This window comes from Phenylobacterium conjunctum (genome assembly GCF_042679085.1).
Taxonomy (GTDB): domain Bacteria; phylum Pseudomonadota; class Alphaproteobacteria; order Caulobacterales; family Caulobacteraceae; genus Phenylobacterium; species Phenylobacterium conjunctum.
The window spans coordinates 92,075-115,099 of sequence record NZ_JBHTLQ010000007.1 but is presented as its reverse complement, the minus strand read 5'-3'; the positions used below and the strand labels follow the sequence as shown (position 1 = coordinate 115,099).

Sequence of the window (23,025 nt, the reverse complement as noted above, 5' to 3'; positions counted from 1 at the left end):
TTCAGCAAACGCGGCGCAGAAAATGACGCCAGCGTCACGAATTCGCCTTGTCAGGCGCCGCGGCGTCACGCATGGTTCCTAACGCTGATAAGATGCGGCGCAGCGAACGTGCGCCCAATGGAGGACCCCCATGAGCGACGGCGCTGTCGACCTGAAGGCGGAAGCCCGGGCCAAGGCCTATTCGATGCCCCTCGAACAGATCAATCCGGTCGACCCGGAGCTGTTCCTGACCGACACCCACTGGCCCTATTTCGAGCGCCTGCGCAAAGAGGACCCGGTCCACTACTGCGCCGACGGCCACGAGGACGGCCCCTATTGGTCGGTCACCAAGTTCAACGACATCATGGCCGTGGACACCAACCACGACGTGTTCTCGTCGGAACCGGCCATCACCATCTTTGACCCGGAAGAAGACTTCACCCTTCCGATGTTCATCGCGATGGACCAGCCCAAGCACGACGTCCAGCGCAAGACCGTCAGCCCGATCGTCTCGCCGCATAACCTGGCCGAGCTCGAGCCCCTGATCCGCAGCCGCATCCAGAAGACCCTGGACAGCCTGCCGATCGGCACGCCCTTCGACTGGGTGGACAAGGTCTCCATCGAGCTGACCACCCAGATGCTGGCCACCCTCTTCGACTTCCCGTTCGAGGACCGCCGCAAGCTGACCTTCTGGTCCGACATCGCCACCGCTGACCCGACCTCGAAGCTGTTCAAGACCGAGGACCCGGACACCGAGCGGAAGATGTACCTGTTCGAGTGCGTCGACTATTTCAGCCGCCTCTGGGAAGAGCGGGTCAACGCCCCGCCCCGCGGCGACCTGATCTCGATGCTGGCCCACGGCGAGTCCACCAAGAACATGGACCGCATGGAGTATCTGGGGAACCTGATCCTCCTGATCGTCGGCGGCAATGACACCACCCGCAACACCATGTCGGGCTCGGTCTACGCCCTGAACCAGAACCCGGCCGAATTCGCCAAGCTGCGCGCCAATCCGGACCTGATCCCGTCGATGGTCTCCGAGACCATCCGCTGGCAGACCCCGCTCGCCTATATGCGCCGCACCGCCAAGCAGGACGTCGAGCTGGGCGGCAAAACCATCAAGAAGGGCGAAAAGGTCCTGATGTGGTACGTCTCGGGCAACCGAGACGAAGAGGTGATCGACAACCCGAACGCCTACATCATCGACCGCGAACGTCCGCGCCACCACATGTCCTTCGGCTTCGGCATCCACCGCTGCGTGGGCAACCGCCTGGCCGAGCTCCAGCTGCGCATCCTGTGGGAAGAGATCCTGGTCCGCTTCCCCGAGATCAAGGTCGTGGAAGAGCCCGTGCGCGTGAAGTCCTCCTTCGTGAAGGGCTACGAGCAGATGATGGTGGTCATCCCGTCCAAGCTCTAAGCCTTCGGAACATCCGGAACTCCGAGATCGCCCCCGCCGCAAACGGGGGCGATTTTCGTTTGGGCGCTCCATCTCCCCCCAAGGGTGTCATCCCGGTTTCGGCGCTGCCGAAGACCGGGACCCATACACACCGATCTAGCCTGCAAATCCGGCGCATCTGGGTCCCGCACTTCCGCGGCTCCGCCGCTCCATGCGGGATGACACCGGAGAACAGTCGTCATGGCCGGGGGTGGAGATTGCTGCCCCCACCCTCCGGCAGGCGGGGGAGGATGACTAACCCTTGCGCCTCACGCCCCACGCGCGTTAAGCCTGCCCCATGCTCGGGATGGAATTGGAGCCCAGCCGCGGCCGCATGGCCCGGCGCCGTTTCGTAGGACGCCCCCGAAAGGGTTGATCACCCGATCAGGCGGCTGCGCTTCCGCGCGGCCTAGTTTCCGCGTTCTCTACGAGTGCATCCCATGACGACGACGTCCCCCGACTGGTCCGCCCGCTACGCCCCGCGCATGGCGAACGTGAAGGCCAGCGAAATCCGCGAGCTGCTCAAGCTGCTCGACCAGCCCGACATCCTGTCCTTCGCCGGCGGCATCCCCGATCCCGGCCTGTTCCCCACCAGCGAGATCAAGGCCGCCTATGACGGCGTGCTCGCCGACCCGGCTGTGGCCGCCCAGGCCCTGCAGTATTCGGTGAGCGAGGGCTACCTGCCGCTTCGCGAATGGCTGGTGGAGCGGATGGCCGCCGCTGGCGTGGCCTGCGACGCCAGCAACATCATGATCACCGCCGGCTCGCAGCAGGCCCTGGACCTGTTGGGCAAGATGCTGATCGGACCGGGGACCTCGGTCATGGTGGCCCGGCCCACCTATCTGGGCGCCCTGCAGGCCTTCACGCCGTACCAGCCCAGCTATCTGGACCTGCCGGACGGCGCCCTGGCCCAAGGCTTCGACGCTCAGACCCTGAAGACCCGGCTGGGCCAACATCCCATCGGCTACTTCGTGCCGGACTTCGCCAACCCCACCGGCGAGAGCCTGACGCTTGCCGAGCGCGAGGCCCTGCTGGACCTGGCCGAGGCCGCCGACATGACCCTGATCGAGGACGCGGCCTATCGCGACCTGCGCTTCGAGGGCGAGGCCCTGCCGACCTTGCTCGCCCTGGACATCGCCCGCGCGGGCTCCATCGAACAGGCGCGCACCCTCTATTGCGGCACCTTCTCCAAGACCGTGTCGCCGGCCCTGCGGCTGGGCTGGGTCTGCGGACCCAAGGCGGTGATCGACAAGCTGGTCCTGCTGAAGCAGGGCTGCGACCTGCACGTCTCGACGATCAACCAGATCGCCGCCCACCGGGCGGTGAGCCAGGGCTTCGAGCAGCACCTCAGCCTTCTGCGGAACGCCTATGGCGCCAAGGCCCAGGCGATCCTGGGCTCGCTGGCCCGCCACATGCCGCAAGGGGTCACCTGGTCCAAGCCCCAGGGCGGCATGTTCGTCTGGATCTGGCTGCCGGAGCACATCGACGGCGCGGCGCTGCTGGAACGCGCCATCGCCGAGGAACGCGTCGCCTTCGTCCCCGGCGCCCCCTTCTTCGCCGAGGTCAAGGCCACGAACGCCATCCGCCTCAGCTACTCCCTGCCGACCGCGGCGGAGATCGAGGACGGGGTGGCCAGGCTCGCGCGGCTCATCGCGCGGAGCTGAGCGCGGCCAGCGCATTTGGTGTCATCCCGGAAAGCGCGCAGCGCTTGTCCGCGACCCAGACGCGCAGGGACCTCCGGATAGATCGGTGTCTATGGGTCCCGGTCTTCCCCTGCGGGGAAACCGGGATGACATCTGTTGGGGGTCAGGAAAACCGCCCCGCCCCCAGCGCCGCCACATCCACCTCGGCCAACCCCTTCGGAACGCCGCGCCCCTGCGCCAGGGCCGCGCCCAATCGCCCCATGGCCGGCGCGGTCTGGATGCCGTAGCCGCCCTGGCCGACGCACCAGAAGAAGCCCTCGGCGTCGGACGCAAAGCCCAGCACCGGCGTCCGGTCTGGCGCGAAGGTCCGCAGGCCCGCCCAACTCGCCAGCACCCGCGCCACGGGCAGGTCGGCCACGCCCTGGACCCGGTCGATGGCGATGGCGATATCCAGTTCTTCCGGCGCGGCGTCGCAAGGCGCGCTCTGCGTCTCGTCAGCGGGCGAGACCAGCACCCGTCCCGCCTCGGCCTTGAAGTAGAAATCCTCGTCCACATCGACCACGAAGGGACTGTCTGGGCAGCTCGCCGGCGCCGGCACAATGGCGATGGTCCGCCGCTTGGGCTCCAGGCCCAGGGGCGCGACGCCACAGGCCCCGGCCACCACATCGCCCCAGGCGCCGGCGGCGTTGACGAGCACGGGCGCGCGGAACTCTTCACCGCCCGCCGTCACCCGCCACAGGCCATCGGCGCGTTCGCCCGCCTCGACCCGCGCATCGCAGACCACCTCGCCGCCCGAGGCCCGGATGCGGCGCAGATAGCTCTGGTGCAGGGCGTCCACGTCGATGTCATAGGCGTTCAGTTCGGCCAGGGCGCCGGCCAGCACCTCGCCCTTCAGCATCGGGCACAGGCTGAGCGCCTCGTCCGGCGTCACCTGCCGCGAGGAGGCCGCCACGTCCGGCAGGCTGGCGAAGGCCTCCAGCCGCTCTAGCTGTTCCGGCGTCGCGATGTGCAGGCAGTCCCGGGGCGTCATGAAGGGCGACAACCCTTCGCGGCTCGCCCGGGTCAGGACCCGGATCACCGCATTGCCGTAGATTTCCGAGAACAGGGCGGCCGAGCGCCCGGTCGTGTGCCGGCCCGGCGCGTCCTCGGCCTCCAGCACGATCACCCGCGTCCCAGGCGCCAGTTCAGCGGCCAGGGAGGCGCCCGCCATCCCCGCGCCCACCACGATCACATCGGCTTCACGCACGCGCCCAAACCCTCATTGGAGGAGTCCACTCACCAGGGGGTCCCGTCCTTGTGAACGAAGCGCCCGTCGGCATTGGCGCTCATCATATCGACGTCGGAGCAGGTGGTCAGGTCGTCCGCATGCCGCGAGCCCACTTCCAGATAGACCGCCGTCTCGGCGCCGCGGTTGATCAGGTGGTGCCCGTTTCCCGAGCCCTTGGGAAAGGCGGCGCTGTCCCCGGCCTTCAGCAAGGTCTCGCCATCGTCCTCCACCAGCACCAGTTCGCCAGACAGCACATGCACGAACTCATCTTCGTGACTGTGCCAGTGCCGCTGGCTGGACCAGCCGCCCGGCGGAAGGCGCATCCGATTGACCCCGAAATCCGTCAGCCCACCCGCCTCGCCCAGCCTTTGGCGCACACGCTCGCGGCAGGGTTCGTCCAGGGGCGGCGGGTATCCAACGCCCTTGTGCTCCGGAACCTTGGCGAGATCGATCTTCGGCATGGCGCTTCTCCGTGGCCTCGACGACTATGCTGGCCGGATCAGGAGCACGACGCCATGGCCTTCGACTGCATCATCCGTAACGCGGTCATCTATGACGGCACGGGCGCCCAGGGCGTGGCCGGCGACCTGGCCATCGAGGGCGACCGGATCGCCGCGGTGGGGTCGGTCTCAGGCGCCGCCCGCCAGGAGATCGACGCGGGCGGCCTGGCGCTCAGCCCCGGCTTCATCGACGTCCACACCCACGACGACTTCGCCGCTGTCCTGCACCCGGACATGGCCTTCAAGACCCTGGGCGGGGTGACCACCAGCGTGGTCGGCAACTGCGGCATGGGCGCGGCGCCCTTCCCCGCCGCCGCCATCCTGGCGCGGTCTTTCCACCCCAAGGGCCAGCTGCCGGGCTGGGACGGCTATGGCGGTTATCTGGACGTCCTCGACAAGGCGCCGCCGGCCCTGAACATCGCCGCCCTGATCGGCCACGGCACGGTGCGGATGTCGGTCATGGGCCGCAAGACCGAGGCCCCGTCCGACGCCGAGATGGCCCAGATGAAGGCCATCGTCTCCGAGGGCCTGGAGGCCGGCGCCTTCGGCCTGTCCACCGGCCTGATCTACGAGCCCGGCCGGCACGCGCGCACCGAGGAGATCATCGAGCTCACCGCCCTCTTGAAGGGCACGGGCGCGCTCTACACCACCCATATGCGCGACGAGGGCGTGGGCCTGCTGGACTCGGTGGACGAGGCTATCCGCATCGGCGAGGCCGCCGGGGTCGGGGTGCAGATCTCCCACCACAAGGCCTCGGGCCGCGCGGCCTGGGGGTTGGTCACCAAGTCCCTGGCCCTGATCGACGCCGCCCAGCGCAAGGGCCTGGACGTCCACGCCGACCAGTATCCCTACACCGCCGGCAGCACGGTCCTGTCCGCCGTGGCCGAGGGCGGACGGCTGGGCGGCGGGGTCGGCAGCCTGCAACCGGCCGACGTCGTCATCGCCTCGACCGCCCGCACCCCCGAGTGGGAGGGCAAGTCGATTGAAACCCTCACGGCCCAGTTCGGCCTGTCGGTGGCCGACACCTTGGCCCGCATCCTGGAGGCCGAGCCCGGCGCCACCGTCATCCTGCACAGCATCAGCGAGGACGACGTCCAGATGGTGATGCGCCACCCCTCGACCATGATCGGCTCGGACGGCCTGCCGACCCTGGAGGGCAAGCCGCATCCCAGGCTCTACGGCACCTTCGCCCGGGTCCTGGGCCATTACAGCCGCGACCTGTCGGTGCTTAGCCTGCCCGACGCCATCTACCGGATGACCGGCTTCTCGGCCGCCAAGTTCGGGCTGAAGGATCGCGGGGTTCTGAAGGCCGGCGCCTTCGCCGACCTGGTGCTGTTCGATCCCGCGACCATCATCGACCGCGGCACCTGGGAAGACCCCAAGCAAACCCCCGGCGGCATCCGCCTGGTGATGGTCAACGGCGAGGTCGTGGCCCGCGACGGCCAGGTCACCGACGCGCGTCCCGGCAAGGCCCTGCGGCGGGGGTAGACGGTCGAATCCCTTCTCCCCTTGTGGGAGAAGGTGTCAGCGAAGCTGACGGATGAGGGGTCGCGCCGCCCCATCCGGCATGTCCCCGAAAGCCGTGCTTGAAAGGTCTGAGAGACCCCTCATCCGACCCTGCTCCGCAGGGCCACCTTCTCCCACAAGGGTAGAAGGACGCACTTGCTCAGGTTCAGCCCCTAAACCCCGTAGGCGTCCCGCTCCAGCGCCTTGAACAGCTCCAGCACTTCCGGATCCGCAAAGGGCAGGAGCTGGGTCATCAGCACGCCGCCGCGACCGTCCACGGGATCGGCCCAGTAATAGGTGTTGGCGAGGCCAGCCCAGGTCAGGCTGCCGCCACGCCGTCCGTCGCCGGTGGGATCGGGCGTGATCAGGGTCGCCAGGCCATAGCCGGTCGGCATGCCCGGGTAGGGATCATAGTCATGGCTCATGCCCGGCAGGGCCGACTTGAAGCCGCCCACGCCCGGCGCGGTCTGCAGGGTGGCCAGCTCGCGCAGGGTGGCTTCGGACAAGAGCTGCGGCCCAGAACCCATCAGCATGCGCAGGAAGCGGCCGTAGTCGCCAGCCGTGCTGTAGAGCCCGCCGCCGCCCGGCAGGACCTCCGGCTCCGGCGGCAGGCCAAAGGGGATCGGCATGACGCCCTCAGGCCCGCGCACATGCACCGAGGCCGCGCGCGCCGCCTGGTCGGGGCTGAGCTTGAAGCCTGTGTCAGCCATGCCCAACGGGCCGGTGACATGCTCGGCGAGATAGGCGTCCAATCGCTGGCCGCTGGCGGCCTCGATCACCACGCCCGCCCAGTCGATGCCGATGCCATAGATGTAGTCCTGGCCCGGATCGAAGACGAGCGGCTGCTTGTGGGCCGCGCGGCTGCCGCTGGACGGATCCGCCGCGCCCGTCGCCGTGGCCCAGGCCAGCAGGTCCGGGCTGGTGAAGCCATAGGCGAAGCCCGAGGTGTGGCTCAGCAGCCGGCGCAGGGTGATGGGGCTGCGGGCCGGACGCACCTTGGGCTTGCCGTCAGCGTCCACGCCGTCCAGCACCTGCAGATCGGCGAACTCCGGGATCAGCCGCGCCAGGTCCTCGTCGAGGGTGAGTTTGCCGGCCTCGACCAGCTTCAGCGCCCCCACCGAGACCAGGGCCTTGGTCATCGAGGCGATCCAGAACAGGGTGCCGGCGTCCATCGCCACGTCCTGGCCGGCGGTCCGCGCGCCATGGGCGTGCTCATAGAGCGCGCCGTCCCGGTCGGTGACCAGGGCCACTGCGCCCGCGATCCGGCGCTCCGCCACGGCCTTGGCCAGGGCGTCTTCGAAACGGGAATAGGACATTCAGGCCGCCGTGCTGTTCAAGGTGGCGTAGGCGTCGAGATCGGTCAGGGTCGAGGACCAGGCCGCGTCGATATCCGCGGTCCAGTCGGCGCCGCAGACCGCCTTCATGGTGTCGCGGACGACGCCGAAGAACAGGCGGAACACCTCCGGCGGCACATCATAGCCGGCGTGGTTGATCACCTCGGTGCGGATCAGCTGCGAGCTGTAGCGGCGCGGTCCCACGAAATCGAGGATCGCCACCGCCACCTGGGACAGCATCTCGCCCTTCACCTGGTGGTTCTTGTCCCGCCAGAACAGGGCTTCCATCTCCGGGTGCTCCCGGAAGAGGCGCTCATAGACCAGCGGCGTCAGGTCGCCGGCCTTCTCCGCAGCAAGCTCGAAGCTCGCGGTGATCAGGGCTTCCCGGTCCATGGCGTACTCCCCAACAGACGCCTGGGGCTCAGAGCCCCAGGACCATCTTGGCCATGATGTTGTGCTGGATCTCGTTCGACCCGGCGTAGATCGAGGTCTTGCGGTAGTTGAAGTACATGGGCGCGACCGTGGCCGAATAATCCTCGCCCGCCCGCGGCTGGTTCGTGCCGCCGCGGATCTCGGCCCAGGTGTCGCGCACGAAGGGCTGGGCGTAGATGCCCGCCGCCTCAAGCGCCAGCTCGGTCATCAACTGTTGGGCCTGGCTGCCCTCCAGCTTCAGCATCGAGGACGCCGCCCCCATGGCCTCGCCGGCCGTGCGGGCCGCGAACATCCGCAGCTCGGTGGCGTTCAGGGTCTCGATCTTGATCTCGGCCTCGGCCAGCTTCCGGCGGAAGTCACGGTCCTGCAGCATCGAGCCGCCGCCGTCGCCGCGCTCGATCTTGGCGATCTTCTTGACCTTGTTCAGCATGCTGGTCAGGCCCGAGGCGTAGGCGTTGCCCCGCTCGAACTGCAGCAGGTACTTGGCGTAGGTCCAGCCCAGGCCTTCCTCGCCGATGCGGTTGGAGACCGGCACCCGGACGTTCTCGAAGAACACCTGGTTGATCTCCTGGTCGCCTTCCGGCGGGCCGTCCAGGGTCGGCAGGGGGACGATGGAAATCCCCGGCGTGTTCATTTCCAGCAGCAGGAAGCTGATCCCCTGCTGACGAATGCCTTCATTGGAGGTCCGCACCAGGCAGAACATCCAGTCGGCCCACTGGGCGTAGGTCGTCCAGATCTTCGAGCCGTTCAGGACATAGTGGTCCCCGTCCCGCTCGGCCTTCAGCGACAGCGAGGCGAGGTCGGAGCCCGAGCCCGGCTCGGAATAGCCCTGGCACCACCATGCATCGGTCGACAGGATCTTGGGCAGGTGCTGGGCCTTCTGCTCCGGGGTGCCGAAGGCCATGACCACGGGCGCGCACATGCGGATGCCCATGTTGGCGGTCTCCGGCGCGCCGGCCAGGGCCATCTCCATGTCGAAGATGTACTTCTGCGAGGTGCTCCAGCCCGTGCCGCCGTATTCCACCGGCCAGTCCGGGGCCATCCAGCCCTTGGCGTGCAGGCGCTTCAGCCAGCGGACCTGGGCGTCCTTGGTCAGGTGGTGGTTCTTCGACTGCGCGGACAGGGCCCGCATCTCGTCGTCGAAGGCTTCATCGATGAAGGCCCGGACCTCGTCACGGAAGGCGAGATCCTCGGCCGTGAAGTCGAGGTCCATAACCGTTCTCTCCCTTAGCCGACGCCGTCGAGCACTTCGATTTCAGGACGCCCGCCCATGCAGGGGCCCATCTTCGGCTGCGCGGCCTTGAAGTATTCGGTCTGACCGTGCGCGGCGAGCGCGGCCTGGTCGGCGTAGAGCTCCAGGACCTTGTAGGTCTGCGGGTCGGTGCGGCTCTTGGTGAGCTGATAGGCGACGCAGCCCGGCTCGTTGGCCTTCACCTGCGCGGCGAGGTCGGTGAAGATCGCCTCGAATTCCGCGTTCTTGCCCTCGGCGACCTTAAGGGTCGCGATGATGCCGATCATGCCGTTCCTCCCAACGAATGTTTGAAAGGTGACGGTAGAGGGCGGGCACGGCCCTCGCAAGCCCGACTTATCACTGTTCAGCGATCAGGCCGGGACGCCCGGAAAGGTCAGGATGCAGACGGTGCGCGCGCCGTCCCGGACGATCTCGAACCGCCCGTCGATCTGGGCCGCCATGGCCTTGGTGATCCGCAGACCCAGGCTGCGGGTGCGCTTCAGGTCAAAGCCCGCCGGCGGCCCCGCGCCGTTGTCAGCCACGGTCAACCGGTGCTCAGCGCCTGACTGGTCCAGCCTCACCTCGATGCATCCCCCGCCTCGGCCGCCAAAGCCGTGCTCCAGGGCGTTGTTGAAGCATTCCAGCATCACCAGGGTGACGGGGGTGGCGTGCTGCGGGCTCAGGGCCGCCTCGCCGCCCTCCACCACCAGGTCGATGCTCGCCCCCGCGGCCTGAGCGGCGTCCGAGAGCAGCTGGGCGGCCAGGTCGCGGAACGGCGGCGCGTCTCCCTCCAGGGCCTGGAGCTGACGCTGGATGACGGCGATCACGTCCACCCGCTGGCTCGCCTCGGCGAGGCCGCGGCGGGCCTGGGGATCGGCGGCGGCGTCCGCCTGCAGGCGCAGCAGGGAGGCCACGACCTGGATATTGTTGCTCACCCGGTGGTGCAGTTCCTGGGCCAGCAGATCGCGAGCCTCAGCCAGCCGCGCCGAGCGCAGCCGCTCCTCCTCCAGCCGGTCGAGCGCCCGGCGCATGCCGTCGATGAAGAAAATGTCCACCGCCACGACGAAGATGAAGAAGCTGATGCCGACCGCCGTCGAGACATTCCAGTGGAAACCTCCGGGCGGCCCGAACCAGGTCCAGGCGGCGACCAGGGACAGGGCCGAGCAGAACACGGCTGGCCCGCGTCCGGCGACATAGGCGGTGATCACCACCGCCGGGAAAAAGGTCACATAGGGAAAGCCGGGCGGAAACCAGGGCGCCAGGACCGCGCGGACGGCCAAGCCGGCGGCGAAGGCGGCCAAGCCCACGCCGTATCGATAGAACGGCCCACGCCTCAGCCTGTCCAGCACTCAGCCCTCCCCCAGAATGGGGCTAGGCGAACAGAACCGGAGGTAGCTGTGGCGTCAAGCCACAAGTCGACATAGCGGCGGCGATCAGCGGCCGCGCTCGTTCCAGCCGTAGGCGACCCAGTGGTGGCCGCCCATGTTGCGGGCCTCGATGACGCCGTCAGCCCGGGCCGCCGCCGTGCGGCGGGCCCGCAGGGCCAGGCCGGACAGGCCGAGCAGGGCGCTGGACATCACCGCGATGATCACCACCGTCGCGGCGGCGAACAGGGCCAGGACCGCCCCGACCGCGACCGCCGCCGTGGTGGCGAGCGCGCCGCCGACCATGGCGAAGCTGCGAAGAGCAGAACCGTGCTTGCGGGCGAATTCCCTGACCATGGCGTCCTCGGCTGGCTGCCCTTTTGGCGGCCCTTAGCGAATTATGTCGGTCCGACGACGGGTGTCGTCAACACTCGTCGAGAAAATTGAGCGGATCGGCCGCATCATGCCACGCCTTCGAGCGCCAGGCCGCGCCGTTCGCGCATCACGGCGTCAAATGCGGCGTTGATGGCCGCAGCCTTGGCTTCGGCCACGGCGACGTATTCCGAGGGCAGACCCCGGGCGCGGGCGCGATCCGGGTGGCTTTCCACCAGCGCCTTCTTCCAGGCGCTGCGCACATGATCGTCCGGCGCGTCGTGCGGAACTTCCAGCACGCCATAAGGATCGTCCTGCGCCATGCCCAGGTGCGTGGCCTTCAGCCGGCGGAAGGCCAGGGCCGAAAATCCGAAGTGCCAGGCCACCTGTTCCAGGTAGTCGAGCTCTTCCTGCGACACGACGCCATCGGCGGCGGCGATGTGGAACAGCCCGTCCAGCACGTCCTCAAGGATCTGCGGGCAGTTGCGGTAACGCTTGGCCAAACGCTTGGCGTAACTCTCGAAACCGCGGGTGGTCTGGCGGGCCAGATCATACAGGCGGTGGATGTTCCGCTCAGACTCCGCGTCCGGCGTGAAGACCTGGGCGAAGGCGTCGAATTCGGAGACCTGGGCGCGGCCATCGGCCTTGGCCAGCTTGGCGCCCAGGGCGGTGACGGCGGTCGAGAATGCGGGATCCTCACCCGGCGGGCCGGGCGGACAGTCCACGCACTCCGCTGCGTCGGGGCGGCGGACGGCCAGACCTGCGATGTTGCGCCAGAAGCTCATGCGGGTATTTCGGTTTGTAGCGTCAGGCGGATGCACCGACAATGCATACCTACCGCGAGGGAAATTAAGTTTTGGACAGGCTCTGGAGTTTCTGGATCGACCGGGGCGGCACGTTCACGGATGTGATCGGCCGCGCGGACGACGGCGCCGAAGTGTCCCTGAAACTGCTCTCCGCCTCCCCGGCCTATCCCGACGCCGCGGTCGAGGCGATGCGCCGGGTCCTGAACGCCGCCCCCGGCGCCCCGTTCCCGGCCGCCCGGGTGACGGGCATCAAGATGGGCACCACGGTCGCCACCAACGCCCTCTTGGAGCGTCGGGGCGCCAAGACCCTGTTCGTGACCACCGAAGGCTTCGCCGACGCCGTATTGATCGGCGACCAGGCCCGGCCCGACTTGTTCGCCCTGCAGATCCGCCGCCCCGAGCCCCTCTATGCCGGCGTGGTCGAGGCCGCCGAGCGCCTGGACGCCCAGGGCCAGGTGGTGCGTTCCCTGGACGCCGCGGCCCTGCGCACGCGCCTGAACTCAGCCCTGGCCGAGGGCTATCAGTCCTGCGCCATCGCCTTCCTGCATGCCGACCTGAACCCGGCCCATGAGCTGGCGGCGGGCGAGATCGCCCGCGAGGTCGGTTTTCCCTTCGTGGCCCTCAGCCACGAGGTCTCGCCCCTGCCCCGCTTTGTGCCGCGCGCTGAGACCACCATCGCCGACGCCTACCTGACCCCGGTGCTTCGGGCCTATGTGGACCGCGTGGCCTCGTCCGTGGCCGGCGCGCCGCTCTACTTCATGACCTCGTCCGGCGCCCTGGTGGACGCCGCCGCCTTCCGCGGTCGCGACGCCGTGGTCTCCGGGCCCGCCGGCGGCGTGGTCGGCGTGGCCCGCACCGCCGAACAGGCCGACAGCCCCGCCGTCATCGGCTTCGACATGGGCGGCACCTCAACCGACGTCTGCCGCTATGCGGGCGTTCTGGAGCGCAAGGACGTGGCCCGCGTGGCCGGCGCGCGCCTGCGCAGCCCGATGCTGGACGTGGAGACCGTCGCGGCCGGCGGCGGCTCGATCCTGGGCTTCGACGGCTTCCGCGCCCGCTCCGGTCCTGAAAGCGCCGGCGCCGATCCGGGCCCGGCGGCTTACGGGCGCGGCGGCCCCGCCACCGTCACCGACGCCAATATCGTGCTGGGCCGCCTGGACGCCCGCTTCTTTCCCAAGGTGTTCGGCCCCAAGGGCGACCAGCCCCTGGACCCGCAGGCCGCCCGCGCCCGCCTGGCCGAACTGGCCACCGCCATGGGCGCAGAGAGCCTGGAAGCCGCCGCCGAGGGCTTCGTCGCTGTCGCCGTGGAACAGACCGCCCAGGCCGTGCGCCGCATCTCCACCGAGCGCGGCTTTGATCCCCGCGACCACGCCCTGGTCGCCTTCGGGGGCGCGGCCGGCCAGGTCGCCTGCCAGGCCGCCGAGGCGCTCGGGATCGACGAGGTGCTATGCCCCCGCCACGGCAGCGTCCTGTCCGCCTGGGGCATAGGCCAGGCCCGGGTCGCGGCCCTGCGTCAGGCCGGCCTGGACGAGGCGCTCGATGACCAAGGCCTCGCCAAGGCCAAGCGCCTCTGCGCCGAGGTCGAGGGCGCCGCCCGCGCGGCCCTGGCCGAACAGGGCGCGGACGAAGGCGAAATCCGCCTGACCCTGCGCCTGCGCTATGACGGCGCCGACGCCGAACTGCCCGCGCCGCTGTCGTCCCTGGCCGACCTCCGCGCCACCTTCGAGACCGCCCACCAGCGCCTGTTCGGCTTCATCGAACCCCAGCGCACGATCCTGATCGCCAGCGTTGAAGCCGAAGCCGCCCAACCCTCTTCCGCTCATCCCCGCGAAGGCGGGGATCCAAACGGCCTCTCCGACAAGCCCAACCTCAGCATGGATCCCCGCTTTCGCGGAGATGAGCGGATTGGGATGTTCGCCCATGGCCAGACCCACGACGCCCCCATCCTCGCCGCCGAGACCCTGACCACCGCCGAGGGGCCCGCCCTGATCGTTCGCGGCGACACCCAGATCGCCCTGGCTCCCGGCTGGCGCGCCACATCCGAAGCCAACGGGCTGATCCGCCTGACCCGTAACGGCGCCCTGGCCCGCCGGACCATCGCCCTCGACAAGCCTGATCCCGTCACCCTGGAGCTGTTCAACCGCCGCTTCATGGGCGTGGCCGAGGCCATGGGCGCGGCCCTGGAGCGCACCGCCCATTCGGTGAACATCAAGGAGCGGCTCGATTTCTCCTGCGCCCTGTTCGACGACGACGGCGGCCTGGTGGCGAACGCGCCGCACATGCCGGTCCATCTGGGCTCCATGGGCGCCTCGGTCCGCGCGGTCCGCGACCGCCACCCGATCCTGAACCCCGGCGACGCCTTCGCACTCAACAACCCTTATGCGGGCGGCACCCACCTGCCCGACATCACCGTGGTCATGCCGGTCTTCATGGGCCATGAGGCGAAGCCCGCCTTCTACGTCGCCGCCCGTGGCCACCATGCTGACGTGGGCGGGATCCAGCCCGGCTCCATGCCGCCCTTTTCCAAGACCATCGATGAGGAGGGCGTCCTGCTCGACGCCCTGCCGATCATGCGCGGCGGCGTCTTCCTGGAGGCCGAGACCCGCGCCGCGCTCACCGCCGGCGCCTGGCCCAGCCGCGCGCCCGACCGCAACCTCGCCGACCTCAAGGCCCAGATCGCCGCCTGCCAGGCCGGCGCCTCTGCCGTGGCCGAGATGATCCGCGCCTTCGGCCCGCAGGTCGTCGCCCGCTATATGAGCTTCGTCCAGGACAACGCCGCGGCCTGCGTGCGCCGCGCGGTGGGGCGGCTGAAGGACGGCGAGGCCCGCGTGCCCATGGATGGCGGCGGCGAGATCGTGGTGCGGACCACCGTCGACGCCGAAGCCGGTGAGGCGGTCCTCGACTTCAGCGACAGCGCCGGCCAGTTGCCCAGCAACTTCAACGCCCCCTCGGCCATCGTCGACGCTGCGGCGCTCTATGTCTTCCGCACCCTGGTGGACGACGACATTCCGCTCAACGCCGGCTGCCTGAAGCCCCTGCGCATCCTCACCCGCGACGGCTCCATGCTGGCCCCGCATCCGCCCGCCGCCGTGGTGGCCGGCAATGTGGAAACCAGCCAGCACGTGGTCGACGCCCTCTATGCGGCCCTCGGCGTCATGGCCAACGCCCAAGGCTCGATGAACAACTTCACCTTCGGCGACGAGATCCGCCAGTACTACGAGACCCTGTGCGGCGGGGCCGGCGCGACGGCGACGGCGGCCGGGACCAGCGCGGTCCACACCCACATGACCAACTCGCGCCTGACCGATCCGGAGATCCTGGAGCGCCGCTTTCCGGTGCGGGTCGAGACCTTCGGCGTGCGCCATGGCTCGGGCGGGGCGGGCGCGCACATGGGCGGCGACGGCGCCGTCCGCCGCATCCGCTTCCTGGCCCCCATGGACGCCGCCCTGCTCTCCACCCGCAGGGACCATGCCCCTCAGGGCCTGGCCGGCGGCGGAGCCGCGAAGCCCGGCCGTCAGCGGCTGATCGAAAAAAGCGGCGCCGTCAGGGAGCTTCCCGGCTGCTTCTCCGTTACGGTCAAGCCTGGCGACCTGATCGAGATCGAGACCCCCGGTGGCGGGGGCTTCGGCGGGTCGTCCGCCATCTGACCGCCGAAATTCACAGGTAGCGCCGCTTCATGTCAGCCCTTCTCCTCGCCCTTCTCCTCGCCGCCCAGGACGCCCCGCCGGCCGCCGCCGCGCCCGCAGAGCCCCCGCCGGTCGAGGAAGAGCTGCCCTGGCCGCCCGGCGCGCCCAAGGACGACTACGGCCTGGTCGCCTGGTGCTACGGCGCCCTGTCCGGCTATCTCGACCTGCACGACCGCATGATCCCCGAGGTCAGCCGCATCGAGGCCCAGTTCCAGCGGCCAGGCTCGACCCTGGCCCAGGACATGAAGACCTACGACGACCTGGTGACCATGAGCCGCGGCAACATGAAGCTGTTCGCCCGCGCCATGCAGGCGGCGGAAAAGGCCAGCCTGAAGCCGATCAACACCCGCGGCGCCGCCCTGATCGGCCAGGGCCGCAAGGCCTGGGCCGGCGCTGACACCCTGCCGGTGCGCACCGTCGCCCAGCAATGGATGGGCTGGACCCTGCCCGCCCGCTGCGCCCCTACCGCCACCGAGCTCGAGAAGCGGGCCAAGCTGATGGGCACGGCCTTCCAGGCCAACGCCGAGGAAGAGGCCCCGCCGCCCGCCCCGGAAGCCCCGCCCGCGGAAGCCGCGCCCACGCCTCAATAGGACTCGCGGCGCGTCCGGGCGGTGCTAGGATCGGCGCATGGATGGTCCTCACCTGATCTATTTCGCCGACCCCATGTGCTCATGGTGCTACGGCTTCTCGCCGGTCGTCGCCGACATCCGGCGAACCTTCGGCCGCGCCCTGCCGATCCGTCTGGTCATGGGCGGCCTGCGCCCCGGCACGGAGGAGCCCATGAGCCAGGAGGCCAAGGACAGCCTGGCCGGCCATTGGCATCATGTGCATGAGGCGACCGGCCTGCCCTTCGACCGCTCGGGGATCGACCGCGAGGGCTTCCTCTATGACACCGACCCCGGCGCCCGCGCCGTGGTGCGCATGCGCCGCGAAGACCCGGAAAAGGCCCTGACCTATCTGGGCCGGCTGCAGGCCGCCTTCTATGGCGAGGGCCAGGACGTCACCAATTTCGACGTGCTCGCCGATCTGGCGGCCGAATACGGCGTCGATCGCGACGCCTTCCGCGCCGACCTCGACACCGACGAGCTCAAGCGCGAGACCTGGGCCGACTACGGCATGAGCCAGCGCGCAGGGGTCACCGGCTTTCCGACCCTGGTGGCCGGCCCCGGCCCGGACGGCGCCTTCGGCGTCGTGACCCGCGGCTTCGCGCCCGGCGACCAGGTGATCGCCGTGCTCCAGCGCTGGCTGGAAGGCCCGCCGGCCAACGTCCACTAAGGTGTGGCTCCGGGGGGAACCATGACGCGGTCGATCACAATCCTGGCCCTGGCGGGCGCGAGCCTGTTGGCCGCCTGCTCCACCACCGGTCCTATGCGCACCGCGCCAGCCGCCCCGGCTCAGGCGGGCGGCGGGTCCTGGGCCTATGTGGCGGCCAACCGGGCCGAGACCGCCAAGCTCGCCTACGGGATCGCCGGCACCGACGCCGTCGGCCTGATGTTCCAGTGCGCCCTGCCCCAGGTGCGGCTGATCTTCTTCCCGCCCGAGGGCGAACCCGTCGCCAAGGCCGCCCACATGGCCAGCGGCAAGGCCAAGGGGTCCTATCCGCTCAGCGCCCCCAAGGCCGACGGCGGTTACCCCGCCCTTGAGGCGCGTCTGGCCGCCGCCGATCCGGTCCTGAACAGCTTCGCCGCCACCGGCCAGCTGACCCTCAGCATCGGCCGGGACACCCGCAACCTGGACACCCGAGCCGAGCGTGAGAGGGCCGCCGTCCGCGCCTTCCGCGGCGCCTGCGCGGGTCCCAAGTCGCCGTAAAAAACTCCACCCCTGCCGCTACGTCGCCGGCTTGACCCAGCCCGTCCTTTAAGTCCCACCTGCGCCCCGACACAGACGGGGAGCGGAACATGGCCAAGGTGGTTCGGATCGGTGGCGCAGGCGGCTTCCTGGGCGACAGCTCGGTGGCGGCGCCCCAGCTGCTTAAGGGCGGCAAGCTCGACTACATGATGCTGGACTACCTGGCCGAGGCGACCATGTCCTCCCTGGGCCAGCTGAAGGCCGCACGCCCCGACCAGGGCTATGCCCGCGACTTCACCGAGTGGGTCTGGAAGGACAATCTCCAGGAACTCAAGGCCCAGGGCGTCAAGATCATCACCAACGCCGGCGGCCTCAATCCCCGCGCCTGCCGCGCCCGCATGGAGGAGCTGGCCGCCGCCGCGGGCCTGTCCTTCAAGATCGCCATCGTCGAGGGCGACGACCTGATGGACCAGCTCGACGCCCTGAAAGCCCAGGGTCTGTCGGAGATGTTCACCGACGCCCCCTTCCCGGACCCCAAGGCGGTCTTCTCCGCCAACGCCTATTTCGGCGGCCGCCCCATCGCCGCGGCCCTGGCCGCCGGGGCCGACATGGTCATCACCGGCCGGGTGGTCGACTCAGCCCTGACGCTTGGCCCGCTGATGTACGAGTTCGGCTGGACCGACGAGGACCACGATCAGCTGTCGACCGGCTCCCTGGCCGGCCACGTCATCGAGTGCGGCGCCCAGGCCACCGGCGGCCTGTTCACCGACTGGCGCGACGTCCCCGACTGGGCCCACATCGGCTATCCGATCGTGGAGTGCCACGCCGACGGCAGCTTCGTCGTCACCAAGCCCGAAGGCACTGGCGGCCTGGTCTCGCCTGCCGCCGTGGCCGAACAGATCCTCTATGAGGTCGGCGATCCCCAGGCCTACGCCCTGCCCGACGTGGTCTGCGACTTCACGCAAGTGAAGTGCGAACAGGCCGGCCCGAACCGCGTCCTGGTCACCGGGGCCAAGGGCTATCCGGCCTCGGACCGCTACAAGGTCTGCGTGACCTTCGGCGACGGCTTCCGGTTCATCGGCGCCATGCCCGTGGTGGGCCGCGAGGCCGCCGCCAAGGCCGCCCGCCAGGCTGACGCCGTGCTGATGCGCGTGTCCGAAATGCTGCGCGACCGCAACCTGCCCGCCTTCCGCGACACCCGCGTCGAGGTGCTGGGCGCCGAGGCGACCTATGGCGCCAACGCCAACCCGGCCCTGCGCGACGTGCGCGAAGTGGTCGCCCGCATCGGCGCCGAGCACGAGAGCGCCGAGGCCCTGGGCCTGATGATGCGTGAGTTCGCCTCGCCGACCACCTCGATGAGCGTCGGCTCCACCGGCTGGTTCGGCGGCGCCCCGACCATCACGCCTGTGGCCCGCGTGTTCTCGATCCTGCTGCCCCGCGCCGACCTGCCCGCCACGGTCGATGTGGGCGGCCAGACCCTGACCATCGAGGCCCCGCGCCCGCCGGTCGCCTACGACCCCGCCGCCACCGTGCGTCCGCCAGTCCCCGCCGATCCGGACGCCGCCGGTCCGATGAAGAGGGTGCGCCTGGTCGACGTCGCCTGGGCTCGCTCCGGCGACAAGGGTGACGCCTTCAATGTCGGGGTCATCGCCCGCAAGCCGGAGCTCCTGCCCTGGATCCGCGCCGCCCTGACGGAGGTCCGGGTGAAGACCTGGTTCGCCCACGAGTTCGCCGGCGCCCCAGCCCCCAAGGTCATCCGCTACGAGCTGCCGGGCATGAACGCCCTGAATTTCCACTGCATCCAGGCCCTGGGCGGCGGCCAGTTCTCCAGCCTGCGCCTCGACGCCCTGGCCAAGGGCAAGGCCCAGCAACTGCTCGACCTCGAACTGGAGGTCCCGGCGGCGCTGGTCGGCTGAGCCAGCTCCCCTTCGACCGTCATGGCCGGGCTTGTCCCGGCCATCCATGAACACCGTGTCGGCGGATTGAATGAGGCCGAACCACCGCGCCCAGGCCTGGACCTCAGGCGCGTATAGGTGGCCGGGACAAGCCCGGCCATGACGCCTGAGCAGAGGGCGTTCCGTCTTGCCCTGAGGGGTTCGCATTTCCTACTATCCCCCCATTCGAGCTACCGACTTTTCAAACCCTTTGTTTCTTCAGGACTTTTGTTTCGATGTCTGAGATTCACGTGCCGCGCCAGTTCCGCGGCCCGCCCATTTCGGCCAATGGCGGATACATCAGCGGCCTGCTCGCCAAGGCGGTGGGTGGCCGCGGCCAGGCCATGTTGCGCGCCCTGATCCCGCTGGACGCCGACCTCGCCCTGCAGCCGGGCGAGGACGGCGCCGTCACCCTGCTGGGCCTTGAGGGCCAGCCGATCGGCTCGGCCCGTCCTGCGCTCGCCACCGAACTGCCCGAACCGCCAACCCCGCCCTCCATCGAGGCGGCCCGCGCCGCCCAAGAGGGCTCGGTGTTCGCCAAGCGGCCCCTGCACCGCGGCTGCTTCTCCTGCTGCGTCGAGCGTGAGGACGGCGAAGGTCTGGGCGTCCATGTGGGTCAGGTCGAGGGCGCCCCGGAGGGCCAGTGCGCCGGTCTGTGGACCCCACACGCCAACTTCGCCGACGCCGACGGCACGGTCCCGGACGAGATCACCTGGGCCGCCCTCGATTGCCCAGGCTCCATGTGCTGGCACATCAAGACCAATGGTCATGCCGGCCTGCTCGGCTCCATGGTCGGCGAGGTCCTGGAGCGTCCGCGCGCCGGCCAGACCTATGTGGTCAGCGCCTGGACCCAGGAGAGCGAGGGCCGCAAGTTCTTCTCCGGCGTCGCCCTGCACGACGCGGACGGCAAGCTCCTCGCCCGCGGCAATCAGATCTGGATCGCCCGCGCCCCGACCCCGCCGCCGGCCGCCGGCTGATCACGCCCATTAGGCAAATGGCGGTGGCAGCCAACCCACCCCTCCCCCTTGAGGGGAGGGGGTAGGGGGTGGGGGTGTCTGCGCAGGCCTGACGGATTTCACTGGGGCGGCTGTTGGCGGCGCCCCGGACCCACGGCGCTCACACCCCCAACCCAACCCCTCCCCACAAGGGGGAGGGGCTTTCGGCGTTCGCGCCCTGTCCACAGCCATTGCGCCAGCATCTGGACCCAGCCGAAGGGAACGTCCTTATGCAGTCTGCTGAGTTCTTCCATCGCGTCGCTCCTGAAGCCATTGGCTGAACAGGGTTCTCGCGCCGCACCGCGCGGCTGACAAACGGGGTCTCCTCGTGTATTCATAAGCGTCGCTTATGTCAGATCCCCTCGCCCAGATCCCCTTGAGCGCCATCCGGATCTTCGAGGCCGCCGCGCGGCTCTCGAGTTTCACGCGCGCGGCCCAGGAGCTCGGCGTCACCCAGGCGGCGGTGTCCTGGCAGGTGAAGGCCCTGGAACAGCGCCTCGGCCTGCCCCTGTTCCTGCGGCTGACCCGCGAGGTGGCGCTGACCGCCGAGGGACAGCGCCTGGCGCGCGCCGCCACCGAGGCCATGACCGGCCTGCGGGCGGCCCTGAACGAGATCAGCGGCGCCGCGGACGGGGTCCTGACCATCACCGCCCTGCCCTCCCTGGCGATCCAGTGGCTGGCCCCGCGCCTGGGCGGATTCCAGATCGCTCATCCCGATATCGCCGTGCGCCTGGACACCTCGGTCAGCGTCGCCGACCTGCGGCGCGGCGAGTTTGACCTGGCGTTGCGCGGCGGCCGCGGCGACTGGCCGGACATGCAGGTCACGGCGCTGTTCCGCCATGTCCAGACGCCCCTGTGCGCCCCGGCCACCCGCGATCGCCTGGGCCTGCGCGATCCTGCCGACCTGTTGAAGGCCGAGCGCATCGGCTCACCCGACGAATGGGCCGTCTGGTTCGCCGCAGCGGGGGTGGAGGTTTCCGGCCCGGCCGCCCCGCCCGGCTTCAACGCCGACGCCCAGACCCTTGAGGTGGCCGCCGCCCTGTCCCGCGACGGCGTGGCCCTGGGCTCGCCGATCTTCTTCGCCACCGAGATCGCGCAAGGCCGCCTGGTCCAGCCCTTCGACATCGCCCCGGACTATGGGACCGGCTACTTCCTGGTCGTGCCGCCGGAGCGCGCCCGCCTGCGCAAAATCGCCGCCTTCCGCGACTGGATCACCGCCCAGGCCGCCGTCGACCCTGTCGCCATCCGACACCAGCGCCCCAGCTAGGGCGCAAAGCCTACTTCCCTCTGAAGCCCGCCAGCAGAGTCTTCAGCTCCGGCTCATCCACGCGCAGCGCGGCCTCGGCGGGCAGGACCCAGGCCTTGTCGCGCTGGCCGGCTTCCGGGAACTCGTCGAGCTCGGTTTCCACCGCCAGCGAGAACACCTGCACCCGCACATGCTGCAGGCGGCCAGAGCGCAGACGCTTGTCGTAGTGGTAGAGACCGACCGGCTTCTTGGTCACGTGGCCGGACACCCCGGCCTCCTCAAACGCCTCCTGAGCCGCCGATGGCCCAGGCTTCAGACCCTTGATCGGCCAGCCCTTGGGCAGCACCCAGCGGCGGGTCTCCCGGCTGGTCAGAAGCAGCACCTCGACCCCGTGCTCGCCCTTGCGCCAGGGGATGGCGGCATACTGAGTGCGGGGCTCCCGGTCCGGTTCCGCCCGCTGACGATCCGCCTTCTTGCCCATCAGCCGATGCGCCCGACCAGCTTGGCCAGGACGTAACAGCCCGCGCCGATCAGCCCCGCCATCGGTAGGGTGATGATCCAGGCCCAGACGATGCCGCCCGCCACGCCCCAGCGCACGGCGCTGGTCCGTCGCGCCGCGCCGACGCCGACGATGGCGCCGGTGATGGTGTGGGTGGTCGAGACCGGCACGCCCAGGTGCGTGGCCAGGAACAGGGTGATCGCCCCGCCGGTCTCAGCGCAGAAGCCCTGTTGCGGCGTCAGCCGGGTGATCTTGGAGCCCATGGTGTGGACGATCCGCCAGCCGCCCATCAAGGTGCCCAGCGCCATCGCCGCCTGGCAGGACAGAACCACCCACAGCGGCACGTGGAAGTCGCCCTTCAGCTCGCCGTGGGCGAACAGCAGCACGGTGATTACGCCCATGGTTTTCTGGGCGTCATTGCCCCCATGACCCAGGGAATAGAGCGAGGCCGAGACGAACTGCAGCTTGCGGAACACGCTGTCGCCAAAGGCCGGGGTGGCGCGCACGAACAGCCAGGCCACGATCACCGCCAGCAGGATCGCCAGGGTGAAGCCCACCGCCGGCGACACAACGATGCCGGCCACGGTCTTGCGCACGCCTTCCCACAGCACCGGCGACAGGCCGCCGGCCTTGGCCATGCCCGCCCCCAGCAGGCCGCCGATCAGGGCGTGTGAGCTGGAGGATGGGATGCCGGCCAGCCAGGTGATCACGTTCCAGGCGATGGCGCCGCCCAGGGCGCCGAAGATCACCGCGTCGTCGATGATCGCCGGGTCGATGATCCCCTTGCCCACCGTATTCGCCACGTGCAGGCCGAAGAACAGGAAGGCGATGAAGTTGAAGAACGCCGCCCAGAACACCGCATAGAAGGGCGGCAGCACCCGGGTCGACACGATGGTCGCGATGGAGTTGGCCGCATCATGCAGGCCGTTCAGGAAGTCGAAGCTGAGCGCCACGAAGATCAGGAACAGCAGCACCGGGCTGTAGGTGAGGAAATCCACCGGCCAGGCC

21 protein-coding genes are annotated in these 23,025 nt (G+C 69.6%); 10 read left to right on the top strand and 11 right to left on the bottom strand.

Features of this window, described 5'->3' with window-relative positions:
* Positions 1-130: 130 nt before the first annotated feature.
* Positions 131-1,396, top strand: coding sequence for a cytochrome P450 (locus tag ACFQ27_RS05020; RefSeq protein ID WP_374345087.1), 1,266 nt, complete (start codon positions 131-133; stop codon positions 1,394-1,396).
* A gap of 458 nt (positions 1,397-1,854) precedes the next feature.
* Positions 1,855-3,078 carry an aminotransferase-like domain-containing protein gene (locus ACFQ27_RS05015; protein ID WP_377352833.1) on the top strand — a complete coding sequence of 408 codons (1,224 nt, stop codon included), beginning with the start codon at positions 1,855-1,857 and terminating at the stop codon, positions 3,076-3,078.
* Between the two features lie 142 nt (positions 3,079-3,220).
* Here the strand turns inward: ACFQ27_RS05015 and ACFQ27_RS05010 are convergent, their stop codons facing one another.
* Both ACFQ27_RS05010 and ACFQ27_RS05005 read right to left on the bottom strand, forming a co-directional pair.
* Positions 3,221-4,303 (bottom strand): NAD(P)/FAD-dependent oxidoreductase, encoded by a 1,083-nt coding sequence (locus tag ACFQ27_RS05010; protein ID WP_377352832.1) that lies wholly within the window; start codon positions 4,301-4,303, stop codon positions 3,221-3,223.
* 29 nt (positions 4,304-4,332) lie between these two features.
* The gene (locus ACFQ27_RS05005; protein WP_377352831.1) at positions 4,333-4,785 is read right to left on the bottom strand and encodes a cupin domain-containing protein; all 453 of its coding nucleotides are present in this window, start codon (positions 4,783-4,785) and stop codon (positions 4,333-4,335) included.
* A 54-nt stretch (positions 4,786-4,839) separates the two neighbouring features.
* Here ACFQ27_RS05005 and ACFQ27_RS05000 point away from each other — a divergent pair, with 54 nt between their 5' ends.
* Positions 4,840-6,312: an N-acyl-D-amino-acid deacylase family protein gene (locus ACFQ27_RS05000; RefSeq protein WP_377352830.1), complete on the top strand. Its 1,473-nt coding sequence runs from the start codon at positions 4,840-4,842 to the stop codon at positions 6,310-6,312.
* A gap of 191 nt (positions 6,313-6,503) precedes the next feature.
* Here the strand turns inward: ACFQ27_RS05000 and ACFQ27_RS04995 are convergent, their stop codons facing one another.
* From ACFQ27_RS04995 to ACFQ27_RS04965, 7 genes are all read right to left on the bottom strand, one after another.
* Entirely contained in the window at positions 6,504-7,646 is a 1,143-nt protein-coding gene (locus tag ACFQ27_RS04995; RefSeq protein ID WP_377352829.1) for a serine hydrolase domain-containing protein, read from the bottom strand.
* Positions 7,647-8,057: a globin domain-containing protein gene (locus tag ACFQ27_RS04990; RefSeq protein ID WP_377352828.1), complete on the bottom strand. Its 411-nt coding sequence runs from the start codon at positions 8,055-8,057 to the stop codon at positions 7,647-7,649.
* Between the two features lie 28 nt (positions 8,058-8,085).
* Positions 8,086-9,309, bottom strand: a complete 1,224-nt coding sequence (locus tag ACFQ27_RS04985) for an acyl-CoA dehydrogenase family protein (RefSeq protein WP_377352827.1) — start codon at positions 9,307-9,309, stop codon at positions 8,086-8,088.
* A gap of 14 nt (positions 9,310-9,323) precedes the next feature.
* The gene (locus ACFQ27_RS04980; RefSeq protein ID WP_374345095.1) at positions 9,324-9,614 is read right to left on the bottom strand and encodes a putative quinol monooxygenase; all 291 of its coding nucleotides are present in this window, start codon (positions 9,612-9,614) and stop codon (positions 9,324-9,326) included.
* 84 nt (positions 9,615-9,698) lie between these two features.
* A complete protein-coding gene (locus ACFQ27_RS04975; RefSeq protein WP_377352826.1) occupies positions 9,699-10,676 on the bottom strand; it encodes a histidine kinase dimerization/phosphoacceptor domain -containing protein in 978 nt (325 codons plus the stop codon).
* Positions 10,677-10,760: 84 nt separating this feature from the next.
* Positions 10,761-11,048 carry a hypothetical protein gene (locus ACFQ27_RS04970; RefSeq protein WP_377352824.1) on the bottom strand — a complete coding sequence of 96 codons (288 nt, stop codon included), beginning with the start codon at positions 11,046-11,048 and terminating at the stop codon, positions 10,761-10,763.
* A 104-nt stretch (positions 11,049-11,152) separates the two neighbouring features.
* Positions 11,153-11,848 carry a TerB family tellurite resistance protein gene (locus tag ACFQ27_RS04965; RefSeq protein ID WP_377352822.1) on the bottom strand — a complete coding sequence of 232 codons (696 nt, stop codon included), beginning with the start codon at positions 11,846-11,848 and terminating at the stop codon, positions 11,153-11,155.
* Between the two features lie 71 nt (positions 11,849-11,919).
* On the opposite strand from ACFQ27_RS04965, the gene ACFQ27_RS04960 reads away from it, so the two are divergent.
* The 7 genes from ACFQ27_RS04960 (at position 11,920) to ACFQ27_RS04930 (ending at position 21,539) form a co-directional block, all read left to right on the top strand.
* On the top strand, positions 11,920-15,516 hold the full coding sequence (locus tag ACFQ27_RS04960; RefSeq protein ID WP_377352821.1) for a hydantoinase B/oxoprolinase family protein: 3,597 nt from the start codon (positions 11,920-11,922) through the stop codon (positions 15,514-15,516).
* A gap of 29 nt (positions 15,517-15,545) precedes the next feature.
* Positions 15,546-16,145, top strand: coding sequence for a hypothetical protein (locus tag ACFQ27_RS04955; protein WP_374345100.1), 600 nt, complete (start codon positions 15,546-15,548; stop codon positions 16,143-16,145).
* A gap of 37 nt (positions 16,146-16,182) precedes the next feature.
* Positions 16,183-16,830 carry a DsbA family protein gene (locus tag ACFQ27_RS04950; RefSeq protein ID WP_374345101.1) on the top strand — a complete coding sequence of 216 codons (648 nt, stop codon included), beginning with the start codon at positions 16,183-16,185 and terminating at the stop codon, positions 16,828-16,830.
* 21 nt (positions 16,831-16,851) lie between these two features.
* A complete protein-coding gene (locus tag ACFQ27_RS04945; RefSeq protein ID WP_374345102.1) occupies positions 16,852-17,364 on the top strand; it encodes a hypothetical protein in 513 nt (170 codons plus the stop codon).
* Positions 17,365-17,453: 89 nt separating this feature from the next.
* A complete protein-coding gene (locus ACFQ27_RS04940; RefSeq protein ID WP_377352820.1) occupies positions 17,454-19,259 on the top strand; it encodes an acyclic terpene utilization AtuA family protein in 1,806 nt (601 codons plus the stop codon).
* A 254-nt stretch (positions 19,260-19,513) separates the two neighbouring features.
* The gene (locus tag ACFQ27_RS04935; protein ID WP_377352819.1) at positions 19,514-20,254 is read left to right on the top strand and encodes a hypothetical protein; all 741 of its coding nucleotides are present in this window, start codon (positions 19,514-19,516) and stop codon (positions 20,252-20,254) included.
* 367 nt (positions 20,255-20,621) lie between these two features.
* Positions 20,622-21,539, top strand: a complete 918-nt coding sequence (locus tag ACFQ27_RS04930; protein WP_377352818.1) for a LysR substrate-binding domain-containing protein — start codon at positions 20,622-20,624, stop codon at positions 21,537-21,539.
* Positions 21,540-21,549: 10 nt separating this feature from the next.
* Here the strand turns inward: ACFQ27_RS04930 and ACFQ27_RS04925 are convergent, their stop codons facing one another.
* Positions 21,550-21,999, bottom strand: coding sequence for an NUDIX hydrolase (locus ACFQ27_RS04925; protein ID WP_374345108.1), 450 nt, complete (start codon positions 21,997-21,999; stop codon positions 21,550-21,552).
* Positions 21,999-23,015 (bottom strand): inorganic phosphate transporter, encoded by a 1,017-nt coding sequence (locus ACFQ27_RS04920; RefSeq protein WP_374345109.1) that lies wholly within the window; start codon positions 23,013-23,015, stop codon positions 21,999-22,001. The genes ACFQ27_RS04925 and ACFQ27_RS04920 overlap by 1 nt, the downstream gene beginning before the upstream one ends.
* Between the last annotated feature and the right edge of the window lie 10 nt (positions 23,016-23,025).